This is a genomic window from Flavobacterium panici (assembly GCF_903819335.1).
Taxonomy (GTDB): Bacteria; Bacteroidota; Bacteroidia; order Flavobacteriales; family Flavobacteriaceae; genus Flavobacterium; species Flavobacterium panici.
On sequence record NZ_CAIJDE010000060.1, the window covers coordinates 92,133 to 110,401 of the forward strand.

Below are 18,269 nucleotides of genomic sequence, written 5' to 3' on the forward strand. Positions count from 1 at the left end.
CCGCTTAACGTGAAACTTGAAACATGAAACTAATTTAAGCTAACCAATTTATCCACACTCCACGCTTCTGGTTTTGCATTGAATAGTTTTTTTGTAAAATCCCAAACTGTATTAAATAATTCAGATTGTCTGTAGTTTTCTAAATCTTGTTCGGTTTCCCAATAACTATAGGTAAAGAAAATACATTTATCATTTTTATCCTGATACAATTCTAAAAAACGATTTCCGTCTGCATTTCGTATTTTATCTTTTACCGATTCAAAATTCTCCAGAAAATCAGGAATTTTTTCTTCGTGAAAACTCATTTTTACTATTCTTACGAACATGTATTCAATTTTAGATTTTAGATTGTTGATTTTAGATTTGTTCGAAACCTAAAAGTCTTACGGGTGCGCAAAAATACCAAAATTGATTGTTGTTTTTAAGAAAAAATAAAATATTCTAAAGACATAGTTTTTCCACAATATTGTCATTGCGAGGAACGAAGCAACCGCACTAATAAAAGATCACTAATTGATTAAGTAAATGAGATTGCTTCGTTCCTCTCAAAGACCAATCTTTACGGAGTTACTTACGAAGATTCCTCCTTCGTCGGAATGACAAGAAGACGAAATATAATCAGTGTAAATCCGTTCAATCCGTAAAATCTGCGGGCTAAAAACATTTTTATTATTCAATAACCTTATCTAATCTCAAAATTATTGTATCATTCGCTTTAATAAGATAAATAGAGTCGTTGTTCTTTTCTTTGAAAATCTCAAAAGGCGCTTCAATATCCGATAAACGAGGTATATTCGTTGCACCTTGCGGTCTCCAAATTGCATCATCTTCAATATGAATACCTTTGATGTTTTCTGGAAGTAAAAGTGAACTATTTAAATAATATTTATCATTCAATATATAGATTCCTCTTTCATTATATGCTCTATTAACTTTAAGAGTTAATTTGGATGATTGATCTATTTCAATTAAATCAGTTTGATAATTGTTACATGCTATTTGCGAAACAATCAGCATTACGAAGAATATTTTATTAAATTTCAAAACATCTTTTTTAGTTTACTTGACATATAAATAATTACGAAAACTTAATGGTAATCACATCACGATAATTCAGTCCCAACAAACTATTTGCAGAACCCACTTTAGAAGGATTACTTCTAAAAATAGCAATTTCAAGAAAACCGGCTTCATTAAAAATGGCCAGTTTCTCACCTTCATAAGTTTTAATTGGATATTTGTCTGAAGTTGCAATAGCCGAATAATTTGGCAGAATCGTTTTGATACTTTTTGGCTTCATCACAATTTCATACGGACGACCTTTAGCTACCTCTAAAAATTGTTGTTTTGAAATATTAGTAACAACGTTTCCAAAATGATCAATATAAATGACGTAACCTTTTAATGAATTTCCATCGGCTGCAACTACGGCTTGTAATTCGGTTACTTCTTTAACAGCAGGGATTTCTTTGCCAATAACATTTAGTAAACCGCCTTTTGCAATATGGCAGGCCACTTGAATAAAAATATCCAAATCGCTGAATTCAATAGGAAAACGATCATGAATATTGATTTCGACAATTTTTTGCGGTACAATCTTCTGCGTAAGCATGCTTAAAATTCCGTTATCGGCACAAATAAAGAAATGATCGTTCCATTGCATAGCAATATGCTGGTTCTCTTTATTGCGTTCAATATCGACCCCTATTAAGTGTACAGTCCCTTTTGGAAAACTCAAATAGGAGGCTCCAACAATGTAACTTGCTTCGGCAGTGTTAAATGGATCAATGTCATGCGAAATATCAATAATTTTTGCCTCTGGAAGTTCAGAAATGATTTTACCCTTCAGCGAACCCACAAAGTGATCTTTTAAGCCGTAATCAGTAGTGAGGGTAATTATTGACATCATTTTGTTTATAACTATTGATAGTATTTAAATCTAATTTTCATTAAATTTGAGAAATGCAAATCTAATAATACTAAATGCAAATTGAAAGTAGAAAAAACAAATTGCACTTAAAGATATGAACATACCCGACAACAATAGATTTTCAAAACAAATTTATTTTTAATTTAAATTTATCTCATTTGAACGAAAGAATTATCGAGCTTATAGACATCGCTCCAAAAGACTTTTGGGGCGCGCAGGATTCTCATCTTGAAATAATTAAAAAGTACTACCCAAAGCTTAAAATCGTAGCGCGAGGGACAACTTTGAAAGCCTTTGGCGAAAAAGATGTTTTAGATGAATTCGAAAAGAGATTTCAGAGGCTTATGCTTCATTTTACCAGATACAACAACATTGATGATAATGTAATTGAACGTGTAATAATGAGTGATGGTCAGGATGAAAAAAAAGCATACGATCATGACAAAATATTAGTTCACGGAGTTGGCGGTAAGATTATTAAAGCCATGACACCTAACCAGCAGTTACTGGTAGATACCATCAGAAAAAATGATATGGTATTTGCAATTGGTCCTGCCGGAACCGGAAAAACTTACACGGGTGTTGCAATGGCTGTTAAAGCACTTAAAGACAAAGAAGTAAAAAGGATCATATTAACGCGTCCGGCGGTAGAAGCAGGAGAAAATCTTGGTTTTTTACCAGGTGATATGAAAGAAAAACTAGATCCTTACATGCAGCCTCTTTATGATGCTTTGAGAGATATGTTACCAAACGAAAAACTCGAAGATTACATTTTAAAAGGAATTATTCAGATTGCGCCTTTGGCATTTATGCGCGGGCGAACACTTGATAACGCCTTTGTAATTTTGGATGAAGCGCAGAATACAACGCACTCACAAATGAAGATGTTTTTGACCCGTATGGGAAAAAACGCCAAGTTTATGATTACGGGAGATCCTGGTCAGGTCGATTTACCACGCAGAACTATTTCGGGTCTTAAAGAAGCTATTTTAGTTCTTAAAGATATAGACGGCATCGGAATTATTTATCTTGATGATAAAGATATCGTACGCCACAGATTAGTGAAAAAGGTAATCGACGCTTATAAGCAAATAGAAAACCACGACTAAGTTTTATTTTTAGTGAAATGTTAAATGTAAATCGTAAAATGTGTTTTAACATTTATTAATATTCGTTTTATTCATTTTTTTTAGAAATGAGTAAAACGAATATTTTTTTTGAATTTTTAAAGAACTATAAATGACAAATAGAATATTTGGGTTAGTATTATTTGCAGTTTTTATTTCATGCAAAAAACATGAAAACCTGCCAAATAAATTCCTCGGAACTTGGCATGATACAGAATATATTATTCCGGGAAAATCAAGTATAAAAATAAATAATGATAGTACATTTTATTACAGAAGTCATGGTTGTGAAGGTGGTTCTGTTTCAAAAGGAAATTGGAAAATTGTTGGTGATTCAATTGAATTAAATAGCATAAGTAGTGATACTTGTTATAAAATGTTTCCCTTTATATTTTGTTTTCCGTTAGAAAAAAACAGCAAAATAGATCTACTGACAATCCCTAATTGTAATCCTGATAACAATACATTTTTTGCAATATTTTCAAAAGAAATATTTTATATTAAAAATGATTCCTTAGTTTATAAATTAAAGCAAAGTTCGAATTGTCCCGATACTTTGAAAATTGTTTTTGCTAAAACTCAAAAGATTAGAAAATGAAGCAACTAGATGATTTCTACTTAAACCAAGAAGAACCCATAAAAGGAACATTTCTGGCATTAAAAGATATTATCTTAAAACAAGACAAAGACATTACACATGTTTTAAAATACGGAATGCCGTTTTTCTGTTATAAAGGAAAAATGTTCTGCTATTTATGGATTCATAAAAAACTGAAACAACCTTATATTGGAATTGTGGAAGGAAAACATTTTGAAGATTTTTTTTTGATTCAGGAAAAACGTTCGAGAATGAAAATTATGATGTTTAATTCTGAGGAAGATTTACCATTAGAAAAGATTGAATTTGTTATTCAGAAAGCAATAAACTTGTATAAATCTGGAATTATTAAAGTTTAATTGTTTAAAATGCAGTATTTAACGGAATAGTTAAATAAATAATAAACTTGCCCCATTTTTGGCTTTCAAGGCTCGTAATCTTTGCTCAGCTGAGCGTAAAGCCGTAAATTTGCACATCATAAATATTTGATATTGATATGACAAAACTTAAAAATATAAAAGTCGTAGTAAGTGATCTTGACGGAACTTTACTCAACACTCAACACAAAATTTCAGATTATACTAAATCCATTTTTCAGGAACTTCACAATCAAGGATATCTTTTAGTTGTTGCAACAGGCCGTCATCATCTTGATGCAATGGCTATTGTTGAAACACTTGAAGTTCCCGTTTATTTAGTGAGTTCAAACGGAGCGAGAATTCATTCACCAAATAAAGAAGAGCTTTTTGCATTTAATTTAAATAGTGATGTTGTAAAAGCAGCTTTAAATGTAGAAATCGATCCTGAAATTACAGTAGTTTTATTTAAAGAAAATGTTTGGCAGACCAACAGAATAAGCGAAAAACTAAATGCTTATCAGTCAGAATTAAATTATCGTCCGGAATTAGTAGATTATAAAACGCTGGAAGATTTTGGCGCCATTAAAATATTCTTTTCATGCGATAACCATGAAAAATTAGTAAAACTAAAAGATGACGTTTTAGCCAATTCTTCAGAACATTTACACCATGCTTTCAGCTTACCAACTTGTTTAGAATTTATGGACAAGTCAATAGATAAAGCCGTTGCAATTGAACAAGTTTTGGAAAAAGAAGGTTTCACTTTAGCCGAAGCAGTTTCATTTGGAGACGGTTTTAATGATGTTCAAATGTTATCAGCGTCTGGAAAAGGGTTAATTATGGGCAATGCACCCGCATTATTAAAAGAAACTTTACCTGATTTAGAAGTTATTAAAACAAATGCCGAAGATGGCGTAGCAAAATATATCGCTTCAAAAATACTGGATAAAGAACTAGTCTAGAGTTTTTTGCCACGACCCGAGCGATAGCGAACAGGCGAAGCAATTACACAAATTTCCACGAATTTTTTAATTAGCAAATCAACTCGACTACTTCAACAAATAATTTATGAAAATTCGTGCAATTCGTGGCAAACCAAACCTAAATTATCACAAATTTTTAGCTAGAGAATCATCTCAATTACTTCAACAAACAATTCGTGGAAATTCGTGTAATTTGTGGCAAACCAAACCCAATTAATAACATTTCTTATTTATCTTTTTCTTTGATGATGTAACTCTCTGAAATAATTTTAAATTTGCATTCATAAAAAACAACACAACTAAGATAATGAGCAATACAATTACAACCACAAATTTTAATTTCCCGAATCAGAAATCAGTTTACCGCGGAAAAGTTAGAGAAGTTTATAACATCAATGACGATCTTTTAGTAATGGTAGCAACTGACAGACTTTCGGCTTTTGATGTGGTTTTACCAAAAGGAATTCCGTACAAAGGACAAATTTTGAACCAGATTGCGACAAAATTCATGGAATTAACACAGGATATTGTTCCGAATTGGTTAATTGCAACTCCAGATCCAAACGTTGCTGTTGGACATTTATGTGAGCCTTTTAAAGTAGAAATGGTTATTCGCGGTTACCTTTCCGGACATGCAGCACGTGAATATGCAGCAGGAAGAAAACAAATCTGCGGTGTAGCTATGGCAGAAGGTTTAAAAGAAAATGATAAATTCCCGGAACCAATTATTACGCCAACTACAAAAGCGGATAATGGTTCGCATGATGAAGATATTTCTCGTGAAGATATTCTATCAAAAGGAATTGTTTCAGAAGAAGATTATTTAGTTTTAGAAAAATACACTCGCGCTTTATTTCAAAGAGGAACTGAAATTGCTGCTTCTCGCGGATTAATTTTAGTGGATACCAAATATGAATTCGGAAAAACAAAAGACGGAGTAATTGTTTTAATTGATGAAATTCATACTCCGGATTCGTCACGTTATTTTTATGCAGAAGGATATGCAGAAAGACAAGAAAAAGGAGAGGAGCAAAAACAATTATCTAAAGAATTTGTTCGCCGCTGGTTAATCGAAAACGGTTTTCAAGGACAAGAAGGACAGCAGATTCCAGATATGACAGATGCTTATATTGAATCTGTTTCTGAAAGATATATTGAATTGTACGAGAATATTTTAGGAGAAAAATTCGTGAAAGCAGATATTGATAATATTGACCAACGTATTGATAAAAACGTATTACAATACTTAAGTTCGAAATAGTAATTTTCGGGTTTAAACTAACTATTTAAACCATGAACTTTATAACAAATAAAACAAATGCCTTGTTATCTATATGTATGATAACAGGGCATTTTCTTTTTGCACAGATTGATAAAAAAGCCACAAAAGAAACCAAAATTTTATATCACAATTTAAAAGCTATTTCAAAAGAACATATTTTATTTGGTCATCAGCACGCTTTAGAATATGGCCATGGATGGAGTAATGAACCGAATAAATCGGATATAAAATTAGTTATCGGTTCACATCCTGCAGTTGTTGGAATTGATTTCAGCGGTTTTTCAGGATATTCAAAAGAAGAAATTGAAAAAACAAAAACAGTTTTAAGAAAGAATGTTATTGATACTTATGAACGCGGCGGAATCACAACTGTTTCCTGGCATTTTAATAATCCGGTTTCTAAAAACGGATTTTACTGGAAAGATTCTGTTTCTGTAGCAGCAATGTCGTTAATCAAAAAAGGAGGTTCGCGTCACGAACAATACAAGGAAATTTTAAAAACTATTGCCGATTTTGCTCATTCTGCAAAAGCAAAAGACGGAAAATTGGTTCCAATGATCTTCAGACCTTTTCATGAATTTGACGGTGATTGGTTTTGGTGGGGGAAAAAATATACTTCCCGCGAAGATTTTATAGAAGTCTGGCAGTTTACAGTTTCTTATTTAAGAGATACTTTAAAAGTCCATAATTTTATTTACGCCTTTTCTCCAGATAATCGATTTAATTCAGAATCAGAATATTTAGAACGTTATCCCGGCGATGATTATGTAGATTTATTTGGAATGGACGATTACGGCGATTTTGGACGTGATGGAAAATATGATTTAGATGCTGGAATTAAAAAACTCAAAATCATATCTGATATTGCTATTCAAAAGAAAAAACTTGCCGCTTTTACAGAAACAGGTTTAGAATCTATTCCTAATGAAAAATGGTGGACAGAAACGCTGTTGAAATCCCTGCAAAAAGAAAAAATAGAACTCTGCTATGTTTTAGTCTGGAGAAATGATGCCAAAAGTCCAACACATTATTATGCTCCATTTCCTGGGCAGATAAGCGAAAAAGATTTTCTTAAATTTTATAATGATCCCTACACTTTATTTGAAAACGATTTAAAGAACATTTATAAGAGGAAATTTTAAATAATTTCCTCTTTTTTTAAATTCATGACTAAAAACTACTTCGTTATAATTTAGGATTTTTCCTATTTTATATACCTGCTGCGAAAGTTTTTTATTTTAGTGAGAAATCCACAAAATCTTGCTTAAAAATTTTGTTTTAATGAAAAATTTCTGCCTTTTTTGAGCATAATAATATTGTATAGTTAAAAAGGTGGAGTATTGCTTTTAATTTTTCTTAAAAAAACTACTATCCAAAATGAAAAAATATTTGAATTCGTGTAACATTTCTACATTTGCTGCGTCTTTTATATAGAATTTCAATTTTAGAAAGACAATATTTCGAATTCATTAATAAAACGTTAAGAATTAGTTAAAACAAAGTACTTGGTAATACAAGTTACTAAAATTAGATTACATTTGTCAAGAATTTAAATCAATTCATTATCAATCAAATAATTATCAATCAATTTAACAAACCCAATCATTATGAAAAATTCAGTTATTTATTTAGGATTAGCTTTAGTAACATTTGTAAATGTAGCAACAGCTTCAAATAACACATCAGTAGTTAAAAATCAAGTTGCAGTATCAGCTGTATACGATGACGGAACACCCCTAGTAGTTGCTGTAAGCAAAGGAGATATCGATACAGTAAAGAAATTTATTGAATACGGTGTTAATGTAAACGAAAAATCAGACGATATGTCTCCATTAATGACTGCAGCTCGTTACAACAAAGTTGAAATCATTAAAGTTTTATTAGCAGCTGGTGCTCGTCCATCAGATAAAAATGAAAAAGGATATACAGCATTAAAATTTGCTCAATTATCAAATGCTACAGAAGCTATTGCACTTTTGAAAGACGCAAAATAATAGTTTAAAAAGTTTGAGTTAGTACACAAACGGCCATCTTTGAACAGATGGCCGTTTTTTTGTACTCTATTGTTTCGTTGAATAATTTATATAAGCAAAAATAGGCTGTCTCAAAAGTGAGTCGGATCTTTTACTATAATTATTTTTGTTTTTTTAGTGACTTAATTGGTCACTTTTTGATATCCGATTTATCATTCCATAGGAATGTTTCGTAGGTAGAAAAAAATAACGGTTAGCCACATTTACGTTCCGTTGGAACGTTTGACAGCTCAGTTTATTAAAGACAATGTCCAAAATCAAACGTTCCAACGGAACGTAAACCATTAATAACAATATAATCTTCTACCAATGAAATGTTCCTACAGAACAAAGGAAACATGTAAAATAACAAAGAGGCTGTCTCAAAGTTGAGACAGCCTCTTTTCTTTCTAAACCAAATTAATCTAACCAAAAATTAATTTTATTGTAAATGCAGCTATTCTATAGGAGCATGTTTTTTCTTGTTGAATATCCAGAATAAAATTGGGAATACTAATAACGTCAGGATTGTTGCTGTTACCAATCCTCCAATAATTACAATTGCAAGAGGTTTTTGAGATTCAGAACCAATTCCTGTTGAAATTGCTGCCGGCATTAAACCTATGGAAGCCATAAGTGCAGTCATAACTACAGCTCTTGTTCTTGCTTTTACTCCCATAAAAATGGATTCTTCAAGGGAGAATTTTGCCTTGAGATTATGATGGAATTCTGATATCAGAATTACTCCATTTTGAATACAAATTCCCAGTAAAGCAATAAATCCAACTCCCGCCGAAATTCCGAAATTCATTCCGGTTAAGTGTAAGGCAATAATTCCTCCAATTACAGCAAACGGAACATTAGCTAAAACTAATAGTGAATCTTTGAAATTTCCAAACAAAATAAACAACAGCACAAATATTCCAATTAAACTTATTGGCACAACCTGAGCCAGACGCGCACTGGCACGAACCTGATTTTCAAATTCTCCAGTCCAGCCTGTTGTATAACCTGGCGGCATTTTTACTTCTGCCACTTTAGATTGTGCCTCGGCAATTGTACTTCCTAAATCTCGGTCACGAACAGAGAATTTTACTCCAATAAAACGTTTTGTATTATCTCTGTAAATAAAAGCCGGACCAGTTATCGTTTTAATGTCGCAGATTTCTTTCAACGGAATTTTTGCTCCGCTGATGGTTGGTACTTTTAATTCTGCCAAATCTTCTTCGTCTTTACGGTATTCTTTAGAAAAACGAACTCGTACGTCAAATTTCTTTTCATCCTCATATTTTTGAGTAGCTGTTTTTCCGCCAAAAGCCAATTCTAAAACCGCCTGCGCATCGCTTAACGTTACGCCATAAGCAGCCATTTTTTCTCTGTCGAGAATTACACTAATTTCCGGCTGACCAACATTTCTAAGAATTCCGACATCTTTAATACCAGGAATATTTTTAATTTTTTCCAGAACCTGATTCGACAATTCATCTAATTTATCTAAATCATCACCATAAATCTTAACCGCATTTGAAGCTTTAAAACCAGCAACAGATTCCGCAACGTTATCAATTACAGGCTGAGAATAATTATACGTAATTCCCTGATGAACTTTTAGTTTGTCATCCATTTCATTAATTAAACCATCCATCGTGATTTTTCGTGTCCACTCTGATTTTGGTTTCAAATCAACCTGAAGCTGAATAAATCCAAATCCATTCGGGTCTGTTCCGTCATTGCTTCGTCCGGTTTGCGAAAGCACATTTTTTACTTCGGGAAAACTTTCCAGATCTTTTCTGATCATCGCCGCGGTTTTCACACTTTCAGGTAATGAAGTACTCATCGGTAATTCTGCCGTTACCCATAATGCACCTTCATTTAACTGCGGTAAAAACTCTGTTCCTAAAAATGTAGCCGAGAAAAAAGTTGCAGCAATCACACTTAATGAAATAACTAAAGTTTTTACTTTATGTTTAAAGGTCCACGCAAAACCTTTTGCTACATTTCTGTCCCAAAAGTTTACAAACGGGTTATTTTTTTCTTTTACGTTTTTATTCAATAAAATATGAGATAAAACCGGAACCAAAGTCAAGGTAAAAAGTAACGCTCCCATTAAAGCAAATCCTAAAGTGTAGGCTAAAGGAGAGAACATTTTTCCTTCTACTTTCTGGAACGAGAAAATTGGCAGTAAAGCGGTAATAATAATTAATTTAGAGAAAAAGATGGCTTTACCCATTTCTGTTCCTGTTTTCTTAATAATGCTTCCTTTTGCAATTTTATTATAAGCAGTCATTCCTAATTGATGCGCTCGATGATCAAGTACAACAAATAATCCTTCGACCATTACAACCGCACCATCAATAATAATCCCAAAATCGACGGCACCTAAACTCAGTAAGTTGGCGCTCATTCCCATCATTTTTAGACATAAAAAGGCAAATAATAAAGAAAGTGGAATTACGATAGAAACCGTAAAAGTAGTTCTCCAGTCGGCCATGAAAAGAAACACAACGCACGTAACCAAAATAATACCTTCAAATAAATTATGCATTACCGTTTCAGTAGTGAAATTCATTAAGTTGTCACGATCATAAAAAGTTTCAATTTTAATATCCTTCGGAAGAACATTATCATTCAAATCCTTTATTTTATCTTTAATTAATGCTAAAGTTTCCTGTGCATTTTCACCTTTACGCATTACAACAATCCCTTCAACAGCATCATCGTTTTTACCAATTCCGGTTTGCCCGACTCTTGGCATCGAGCTTTCATAAACTGAAGCTACATTTTTTACCAAAATTGGATTTCCGTGAGCATCATCTACAATAATGTTTTCAATATCCGATATTGATTTTAAAAGTCCAACACCACGAACTACAAAAGCCTGTCCGTTTTTTTCGATAATATCACCACCAACATTTAAGTTTCCTGAATTTACAGCATTATAAACCTGAAGCGGCGTAATATTGTATTTAGCTAATTTTACAGGATCAACACCAACTTCATAAGTTTTAGTTTGTCCTCCAAAAACATTCAAATCAGCAACTCCCGGAACTGCACGTAATTGTTTGTCAATAACCCAGTTTTGATAAGTCAGCAGCTCACGGCTGTCGCGGCTGTCACTTTTTACAATATATCTGAAAATTTCGCCAGTAGGCCCGTAAGGCGGCTGAACGTCTGGTTCAACATCATCAGGAAGCGTCACATTTTTAAGTAAATTGTTTACCTGAAAACGTGCAAAAGTATCATCGACACCATCATCAAAAATAATTTTGATAACAGATAATCCAAACATCGTAATACTTCTAACACTTGTTTTTTTCTGAACCGAGTTCATCGAGATTTCGATAGGAGTAGTTACAAAACGCTCTACTTCTTCAGCACTTTTACCATTCCATTGCGTAATGATAATAATTTGAGTATTCGTTACATCCGGAAAAGCGTCAATTGGCATATTTTTGAAGGAAATAAATCCGGCAACGGCCAATATTCCAACCCAAAAAAAGGTAAATGCTTTATTCTTAAGTGAAAAAGCAATTATATTTCGTATGAATTTGTTCATGTCTTAATCGTTTAAAGCGCGATAAATAAATAATTGATTATTGGTAATGACTTTTTCATTTTCCTTTAAACCGCTTGAAATGTAAGTTGTGTCGCCAACAACTCTGTAAACTTCAACTTGTCTTGTTTCGATATTATGGCGATCTTTAAAAATCATGACGAAATTTTTACTTTTATCAAAAACAATCGCATTACTTGGAATTGCAATCATTGATTCATTTTCGTTATATGATAATTTGATATTGGCGTTCATATCTGGTTTTAATAAAAAACCCGGATTTTGAAGTTTAATACGTGCCTGCATCGCTTTGGTTTCAGGATCAATTACGTTGAAAATTTTATCGACTTTTCCTTTAAAAACTTTATCAGGATAACTTAAGGTTGTTACACTTGCATCAATTCCAAGTTTAATTTTATTAATGTCAATTTCATTAATATTGGCCATCGCCCAAACTTCACTGATTTCAGCAATGTCAAAAATATTCTCAGAACGGTCAGAACGTAAAAGCATATCCTGATTGATACTTTTTTGAATAATAAATCCGCTGATAGGTGCCGTTACTTCATAAATAGAACCCGCTTTAATATTATAGATTTTATACGTTTCCTGAATTTTACTCAATTGAGACTGCGCTTTATTTACTTCGGCTTTTGCCTGCAGCACATCGCTTTCAGAATTTAATTTTCCGTCAAATAATTCCTGAGCCACTTTTAAATTATTTTTCGCAACCAGTAAATCACTTTTAGCATCGATAGACTGCTTTTCAAAATCAGCAACATCAGTACTTTTTATCGTTGCAAGAACTTGTCCTTTCTTTACATAATCTCCAAGTTCTACATTTACTTTAATCACGTTTCCGCCCACAAGCGGGTAAACATCAATTAATTTATTGTTGTCGGCTGTTATTTTTCCGTAAAAACTCAATTCGTTTTTTACAGTTTGTTTTTCTGCAGTTGCCGTGCTTGTAGTTTTTAGCATACTATCGCTCAAGGCGAAAGAAGTATTTGTCTGTGGATTTTCTACTTCCTTTTTACAGCCTGTAAGCGATAAGCTTACAATTGCAATTCCTATAATTAGTGTATGTTTCATTATTATTTAATTTTAAAATAAATCCTTGTTGATGGTAGTATTTAATTCTTCGCCTGATAGAGCCAGTTTTTTCTTCAATTCATTTAACTGAATATTAGCTTGATTATAACTTTCCATAAAATCTGTAAATTCTAATAAGCTGATATTTCGCTTTTGAAAATTGGTTAAGATTCCATTATAAACAGCTTCAAAATCGGAGTTTACTGTAGGTTTGATAACCGCATAGTTTTTACGGGATTCATCCCATTTATTCCATGCCGATGTAATTTCAGTTTCCAGTTGAAGTCCAAAATTTTGTTTCTCAACTTTAGATTGTTCCAGAACGACCTGAGCATTTTTAATATTTCCTTTGTTTTTGTTCCAAAGAGGCAGCGGAATTCCAACAGAAACATTTGCTTCTCTATTAAAAGCACCGCTTCGCTGATCGTAGTTTGCACCTAAAGTAATATCAGGAATCGAAAGTGATTTTTGCCATTTTACATTCAGTTCATTGGCTTCAATTTCTTTTTGTTTGGCTAAATAATCAGGACGATTGGCAATAGCATCATCTTCAAAAGATTTTAAATCAAAAGGAATAATTTTTAGATATTTATTAAAATCATCTTTAGAAACATCGGGAATTATCGTTTCAGTTGAATTTAATAACAATTTTAAATTTGCCTGCTCTTCAATACTGCTATTCACAACTTCCATTCTTTCATTTTTAAAATTCAGATAAAGAGATTGTAAACGCACAACATCCCGCAACGGAATATTTCCCTTTTGAGCCTGAATAGAGTAGGAGTTGATTAAGTCTTCAATATGAGCAAGCTGCTTATCTGTTATTTCAAGACTTTTTGTATTGTAATAAACCGTATAAAAACTTTGGCGTAACTGCAGTTTTAATGTTCTAAGTAAATCATTAAACTGAAGTTCTGCTAATTGTTCGTTAGTTTGTGCCAGCTTAACTTCATTGCGCTTTTTTCCGCCCAGATAAATTAACTGCTCAATTCCAAAAACTTTTTGGCCTTCTTTCCCAATATCAAAGAATTTGTCTCTTTCAGGATTGTAGGCATTTAATTCTGCAGTAATTGTTGGATTGTCCCATATTCGGGCCTGAATGGTCATGGCTTTTGCAGCATCGATATTATAATGAGATGCCAGCAAAAAAAGATTATTTTTAAGAAACTGGCTCTCACAATCTTGAAGTGTGATTGTTTTTTGAGCCATAACTGCCTGATTTAGGAGTACAAGCAGCAATAATGCATATAGTTTTCTCATTGTATCTATTTTATTTTGTACAAATATGCTATCGCCAGACTTTAAGAGTGCTTAAAATCTACCTTAAAATTAGCTTAAAATAAAATATTAATGAAAGAATAGTTGGAATAAATTTTCCTTATCGTTTGGTATGCTGTAACTTATAGAAGATTTGTGCAGCGTTAAAATACGGTTTACAATACGCAAACCAAGACCAAAACCAGAAGTTCCTTTAGAATTTTTTCCGCGCATAAAAGGCTGAAAAAGATTTTTTTGTTCGGCTTCGCTTAAGGTTTTTCCAGTATTTAAAACCGAAATAACCAAATGATTTTCCTGAGTGCTTATTTTTACCAAAGCCTGTTTATTATCTGAATAGACACAAGCATTTTTTAAAACATTAATTAAAGCAATCTCTAAAAGGTTTTTATTACCCTTAACTTCTAATGCAGTATCTAAATTGTCACTTTCTTCAATTTCAAACAAAATAATAAACTCAGGAAAGCTTTTCTTTAAATTTTCAATTGCAGAAAATAGAATTTCATCCATTCTGTGAACTTCATTGTCCTCATTATTTTTATTGTTATCAATTTTTGACAATATCAATAAAGAACTAATCAATTCCGTTAAATGATTTACATCTGATAAAATAGTCGTTAAGAAAGTTTTTCCTTTTGCAGATGTTGCAGGATCAGCAACTGTATTTTCTATTTGAGCCGTAATTCTCGAAAGCGGCGTTCTAAGTTCATGCGAGGCGTGAGCCGTAAACTCTTTTTGTTTTTGATATGAAACCTCAATGCGGTCCATCATAAAATTAAATTCATTGGCAATCAAATCAATTTCATCTTTATTACTTTTTGAAGCAATACGAGTGTCGAGATTATTTTCGTTGATATTTTTTATTTTCTGATGAAATAAACTCAGCGGATTCATAGCCTTTTTTACCATAAACGAAGTTAAAACCCAGCAAATACAAGTAAATAGAATATAAGATATAATGAGAGTATATCTTAAAAAAAGCAGTTTTCTCTTTCCGTAATCATCCGTAGCCGAAATTAAAGCATAAAAATCTTTATCCTTCGTATCGTAAAAAACACCATAAACCTCATAATCACCTTGCTGTTTAAAGAAAGTTTTATGCTTTTTAAGATATTTTAAATCCTCAACAGACCAGTTTATTTTAGCATCATCAATACTGCTGTAAATAAGTTTAAAATGAGAATCAAAAACCAAAGTCTTTTCATCATATAACTTATTGATTGAGTTTTGATCAATAATTTTCAAAAGCTGGTCATCAACTTCTTTTACATTAACTAAAAGTTTGATGTTCGAAAGTGCTTTAATCTCTAAACGATCCCGAAATTCTTCTTTTCTAAAATTAGAATACAAAACAAAAATCACCGTAGAAGCCAACCCAAAAAGGATTGTAAACAGTAAACTTACTAAAAGTGATATTCTGTTTTTTAAAGTCATTCTTCGCTGCTTAAATAATACCCGTAGCCAATTTTGGTTCGGATAAGTTTTATCTCGTGATCTTTATCGATTTTTTTTCGAAGGAAATTAATGTACACTTCAATCGTATTTTGATTCGTTTCAATATGATAATCCCAAAGTTTATCAGCAATAAATTGTTTTGACAAAACTTTTCCTTTGGCATGAGCCAAAATTAAAATCAGTTTAAACTCTTTTGGAGTAAGTTTAATTTCTTCACCAGAACGAAAAACCTTCATTTCCTCTTCCAGAATTTCTAAATCTTCAACAATAATTTTCTTTTCTGTTTGCTGCGGGATTTCTTTTCTCCTTAATAAAGATAAAATTCGGGCGTACAATTCATCAAAATGAAAAGGTTTAACCAAATAATCGTCGGCACCATTATCAAAAGAAGCCAGTTTATCTTCAATTTCACTAAAAGCCGTCAGCATTATAATAGGAGTCTTTTTATCAACCTCTCTAATTCCTTTACAGACATCAATACCGTTTGTGCCGGGAACATTAATATCGAGAATGATTAAATCATACTCATAAGGAAAATATTTTTTTAATAATAAAGAACCATCATAATAAGGTATACACTCGAATTCTTTAGTAGTAAAGAATGCGGAGATTTCTTTAGATAAAGTAAAATCATCTTCGAGTAGTAAAATTTTCATGCTTTGTTGGTTAATAAATTCGGCTGTCTAAAACAAACAGCCGAATTTATGTTTCTAAAAATATTATTTAAAATAAGAAAAACTTTGATTGTTTTCTATTTTCAACAGTGATTCATAAATCAGCTGAATCACATTTTCCACATCTTCTTTGTGAACCATTTCAACCGTTGTATGCATATAACGCAACGGAAGAGAAATCAAAGCCGATGCAACACCGCCATTGCTATAAGCAAAAGCATCAGTATCAGTTCCCGTAGCTCTCGATGTTGCATGACGCTGAAACGGAATTTTATTTTCTTCGGCAGTATCTACAATTAAATCACGAAGTTTATTTTGAATAGCTGGAGAATAAGCAATAACAGGACCTTTACCCATTTTTAAATCACCTTCCACCTTTTTATCAATCATTGGAGTAGTAGTATCGTGACAAACATCGGTCACAATCGCAACGTTTGGTTTAATCGTATGCGCAATCATTTCGGCACCACGAAGACCAATTTCTTCCTGAACCGAGTTTACAATATATAATCCAAAAGGGAGTTTCTTTTTATTTTCATGTAATAAACGAGCCACTTCAGCAATCATGAATCCACCCATTCTGTTGTCAATCGCGCGGCAGACAAATTTGTTTTCGTTCAAAATCATAAATTCATCTGGATACGTAATCACACATCCTACATGAACGCCCATTGCTTCAACCTGCTCTTTAGTTTCGCAGCCCAGATCAATAAAAATATTACTCAGTTTCGGAATTTCTTCTTTATCACGCAAGCGGGTATGAATCGCCGGCCATCCAAAAACACCTTTTACAATTCCTTTTTTAGTATGGATATTAACCCTTTTCGAAGGAGCGATTTGATGATCAGAACCACCATTTCTTATTACATATAATAAACCATCATCCGTAATATAATTTACATACCATGAAATTTCATCAGCGTGTCCTTCAATAACAACCTTAAAAGGAGCATCCGGATTAATAACACCCACAGCCGTGCCATATGTATCCGTAATAAAAGTATCAACATAAGGTTTCAAATAATTCATCCACAATTTTTGCCCTTCACTTTCGTAACCAGTCGGCGAAGCATTATTTAGATAGCTTTCCAGGAAAGCAACAGAAGTATCAGTTAAGATAGATTTCGTACTCATAAAAATATTTTTGCGCTAATTTATAAATTTGGTATTAGAGTTGTATATAAATATATAATTTTACATTTAAATTAAGACTCTATGAGATTTACCAGTATTTTGTTTTTACTATTGATTGCATTTACAAGTCAAGCCCAGGTTACTCCAAAAGAAAATCAGGAAATGGGCAATATTTTAACCGAACAAGATTCTATTCTGAATGATACTATTCAGCTGCCCGAGATCATTATCTCAAAAGGAGAGAGAATGAGTGCCGAAGAAATGAAGCAGTTTCAGATTCTGCAAAACAGGGTTTATAAAGTGTATCCTTATGCAAGATTGGCTGCAGATAGATTAACGGCACTAAATAACGGAATGGCGCGATTGAAAACCAATCGTGAAAAAAAGAAGTATTTTAAAATTGTAGAAGACTACCTTAATAACGAATTCGAAGACAGACTTAAAAAGCTTTCCAGAAAACAAGGGCAGATTCTTGTAAAATTGGTGCATCGCCAAACCGGTAAAACAACTTATGAGTTAATCAAAAACCTAAAAAGTGGTTTCAAAGCCTTCGTTTCAAATACAACAGCCAATTTATTCGACATAAGTTTAAAAACCGAATATAAACCCTACGATGTAAACGAAGACTATTTAATAGAAACAATCCTCGTACGCGGCTTCGAATCTGGTCGTTTATTAAATCAAACCCCAGCCAATCCCGTAAACTATAACAATCTTATGGAACATTGGGAAACCAAAGCCAAGGAACTCAACAAAAAATAACATACATATATAAGTATACTATATATACTATAT

17 protein-coding genes are annotated in these 18,269 nt (G+C 32.5%); 8 read left to right on the forward strand and 9 right to left on the reverse strand.

Annotated elements, in window-relative coordinates; translation table 11 throughout:
- Window positions 1-29: 29 nt before the first annotated feature.
- From FLAPXU55_RS19835 to FLAPXU55_RS19845, 3 genes are all read right to left on the reverse strand, one after another.
- Entirely contained in the window at window positions 30-326 is a 297-nt protein-coding gene (locus FLAPXU55_RS19835) for a putative quinol monooxygenase (protein WP_053472655.1), read from the reverse strand.
- 343 nt (window positions 327-669) lie between these two features.
- Window positions 670-1,044: a hypothetical protein gene (locus tag FLAPXU55_RS19840; protein WP_180860598.1), complete on the reverse strand. Its 375-nt coding sequence runs from the start codon at window positions 1,042-1,044 to the stop codon at window positions 670-672.
- Window positions 1,045-1,078: 34 nt separating this feature from the next.
- Window positions 1,079-1,906, reverse strand: a complete 828-nt coding sequence (locus tag FLAPXU55_RS19845; RefSeq protein WP_053472653.1) for an SAM hydrolase/SAM-dependent halogenase family protein — start codon at window positions 1,904-1,906, stop codon at window positions 1,079-1,081.
- Window positions 1,907-2,088: 182 nt separating this feature from the next.
- Here FLAPXU55_RS19845 and FLAPXU55_RS19850 point away from each other — a divergent pair, with 182 nt between their 5' ends.
- The 7 genes from FLAPXU55_RS19850 (at window position 2,089) to FLAPXU55_RS19880 (ending at window position 8,273) form a co-directional block, all read left to right on the forward strand.
- Window positions 2,089-3,039, forward strand: coding sequence for a PhoH family protein (locus FLAPXU55_RS19850; RefSeq protein WP_053472652.1), 951 nt, complete (start codon window positions 2,089-2,091; stop codon window positions 3,037-3,039).
- Window positions 3,040-3,169: 130 nt separating this feature from the next.
- The gene (locus FLAPXU55_RS19855; protein WP_180860600.1) at window positions 3,170-3,655 is read left to right on the forward strand and encodes a hypothetical protein; all 486 of its coding nucleotides are present in this window, start codon (window positions 3,170-3,172) and stop codon (window positions 3,653-3,655) included.
- Window positions 3,652-4,014, forward strand: coding sequence for a DUF1801 domain-containing protein (locus FLAPXU55_RS19860; RefSeq protein ID WP_180860602.1), 363 nt, complete (start codon window positions 3,652-3,654; stop codon window positions 4,012-4,014). Before FLAPXU55_RS19855 ends, FLAPXU55_RS19860 begins: the two co-directional genes overlap by 4 nt.
- A gap of 137 nt (window positions 4,015-4,151) precedes the next feature.
- A complete protein-coding gene (locus tag FLAPXU55_RS19865; protein WP_180860604.1) occupies window positions 4,152-4,976 on the forward strand; it encodes a Cof-type HAD-IIB family hydrolase in 825 nt (274 codons plus the stop codon).
- A 328-nt stretch (window positions 4,977-5,304) separates the two neighbouring features.
- The gene (locus tag FLAPXU55_RS19870; RefSeq protein ID WP_180860606.1) at window positions 5,305-6,258 is read left to right on the forward strand and encodes a phosphoribosylaminoimidazolesuccinocarboxamide synthase; all 954 of its coding nucleotides are present in this window, start codon (window positions 5,305-5,307) and stop codon (window positions 6,256-6,258) included.
- 32 nt (window positions 6,259-6,290) lie between these two features.
- Complete coding sequence (locus tag FLAPXU55_RS19875) at window positions 6,291-7,421, forward strand: glycoside hydrolase family 26 protein (RefSeq protein WP_180860608.1); 1,131 nt, start codon at window positions 6,291-6,293, stop codon at window positions 7,419-7,421.
- Between the two features lie 465 nt (window positions 7,422-7,886).
- Complete coding sequence (locus FLAPXU55_RS19880; protein ID WP_053472646.1) at window positions 7,887-8,273, forward strand: ankyrin repeat domain-containing protein; 387 nt, start codon at window positions 7,887-7,889, stop codon at window positions 8,271-8,273.
- Between the two features lie 475 nt (window positions 8,274-8,748).
- Here FLAPXU55_RS19880 and FLAPXU55_RS19885 read toward each other — a convergent pair whose 3' ends face one another.
- The 6 genes from FLAPXU55_RS19885 to FLAPXU55_RS19910 all read right to left on the reverse strand — a co-directional run bounded on the left by FLAPXU55_RS19885 (window position 8,749) and on the right by FLAPXU55_RS19910 (window position 17,474).
- Window positions 8,749-11,847, reverse strand: a complete 3,099-nt coding sequence (locus tag FLAPXU55_RS19885) for an efflux RND transporter permease subunit (RefSeq protein ID WP_180860611.1) — start codon at window positions 11,845-11,847, stop codon at window positions 8,749-8,751.
- 3 nt (window positions 11,848-11,850) lie between these two features.
- Window positions 11,851-12,936 carry an efflux RND transporter periplasmic adaptor subunit gene (locus tag FLAPXU55_RS19890; protein ID WP_180860614.1) on the reverse strand — a complete coding sequence of 362 codons (1,086 nt, stop codon included), beginning with the start codon at window positions 12,934-12,936 and terminating at the stop codon, window positions 11,851-11,853.
- Between the two features lie 12 nt (window positions 12,937-12,948).
- Entirely contained in the window at window positions 12,949-14,196 is a 1,248-nt protein-coding gene (locus FLAPXU55_RS19895; protein WP_053472643.1) for a TolC family protein, read from the reverse strand.
- 87 nt (window positions 14,197-14,283) lie between these two features.
- Window positions 14,284-15,645, reverse strand: coding sequence for a HAMP domain-containing sensor histidine kinase (locus FLAPXU55_RS19900; protein WP_180860617.1), 1,362 nt, complete (start codon window positions 15,643-15,645; stop codon window positions 14,284-14,286).
- Entirely contained in the window at window positions 15,642-16,322 is a 681-nt protein-coding gene (locus tag FLAPXU55_RS19905) for a response regulator transcription factor (protein WP_180860621.1), read from the reverse strand. The genes FLAPXU55_RS19900 and FLAPXU55_RS19905 overlap by 4 nt, the downstream gene beginning before the upstream one ends.
- Before the next feature lie 63 nt (window positions 16,323-16,385).
- Window positions 16,386-17,474, reverse strand: coding sequence for a M42 family metallopeptidase (locus tag FLAPXU55_RS19910; RefSeq protein ID WP_180860624.1), 1,089 nt, complete (start codon window positions 17,472-17,474; stop codon window positions 16,386-16,388).
- Between the two features lie 81 nt (window positions 17,475-17,555).
- Here FLAPXU55_RS19910 and FLAPXU55_RS19915 point away from each other — a divergent pair, with 81 nt between their 5' ends.
- A complete protein-coding gene (locus FLAPXU55_RS19915; protein WP_053472639.1) occupies window positions 17,556-18,236 on the forward strand; it encodes a DUF4294 domain-containing protein in 681 nt (226 codons plus the stop codon).
- The last annotated feature ends 33 nt before the right edge of the window (window positions 18,237-18,269 follow it).

Coding starts and splice junctions, on each gene's coding strand:
- FLAPXU55_RS19845 (WP_053472653.1), bottom strand. CDS start 1,906: ATGTCAATAATTACCCTCACTACTGATTACGGCTTAAAAGATCACTTT.
- FLAPXU55_RS19855 (WP_180860600.1), top strand. CDS start 3,170: ATGACAAATAGAATATTTGGGTTAGTATTATTTGCAGTTTTTATTTCA.
- FLAPXU55_RS19910 (WP_180860624.1), bottom strand. CDS start 17,474: ATGAGTACGAAATCTATCTTAACTGATACTTCTGTTGCTTTCCTGGAA.
- FLAPXU55_RS19860 (WP_180860602.1), top strand. CDS start 3,652: ATGAAGCAACTAGATGATTTCTACTTAAACCAAGAAGAACCCATAAAA.
- FLAPXU55_RS19880 (WP_053472646.1), top strand. CDS start 7,887: ATGAAAAATTCAGTTATTTATTTAGGATTAGCTTTAGTAACATTTGTA.
- FLAPXU55_RS19890 (WP_180860614.1), bottom strand. CDS start 12,936: ATGAAACATACACTAATTATAGGAATTGCAATTGTAAGCTTATCGCTT.
- FLAPXU55_RS19915 (WP_053472639.1), top strand. CDS start 17,556: ATGAGATTTACCAGTATTTTGTTTTTACTATTGATTGCATTTACAAGT.
- FLAPXU55_RS19870 (WP_180860606.1), top strand. CDS start 5,305: ATGAGCAATACAATTACAACCACAAATTTTAATTTCCCGAATCAGAAA.
- FLAPXU55_RS19885 (WP_180860611.1), bottom strand. CDS start 11,847: ATGAACAAATTCATACGAAATATAATTGCTTTTTCACTTAAGAATAAA.
- FLAPXU55_RS19900 (WP_180860617.1), bottom strand. CDS start 15,645: ATGACTTTAAAAAACAGAATATCACTTTTAGTAAGTTTACTGTTTACA.
- FLAPXU55_RS19895 (WP_053472643.1), bottom strand. CDS start 14,196: ATGAGAAAACTATATGCATTATTGCTGCTTGTACTCCTAAATCAGGCA.
- FLAPXU55_RS19865 (WP_180860604.1), top strand. CDS start 4,152: ATGACAAAACTTAAAAATATAAAAGTCGTAGTAAGTGATCTTGACGGA.
- FLAPXU55_RS19875 (WP_180860608.1), top strand. CDS start 6,291: ATGAACTTTATAACAAATAAAACAAATGCCTTGTTATCTATATGTATG.
- FLAPXU55_RS19905 (WP_180860621.1), bottom strand. CDS start 16,322: ATGAAAATTTTACTACTCGAAGATGATTTTACTTTATCTAAAGAAATC.
- FLAPXU55_RS19835 (WP_053472655.1), bottom strand. CDS start 326: ATGTTCGTAAGAATAGTAAAAATGAGTTTTCACGAAGAAAAAATTCCT.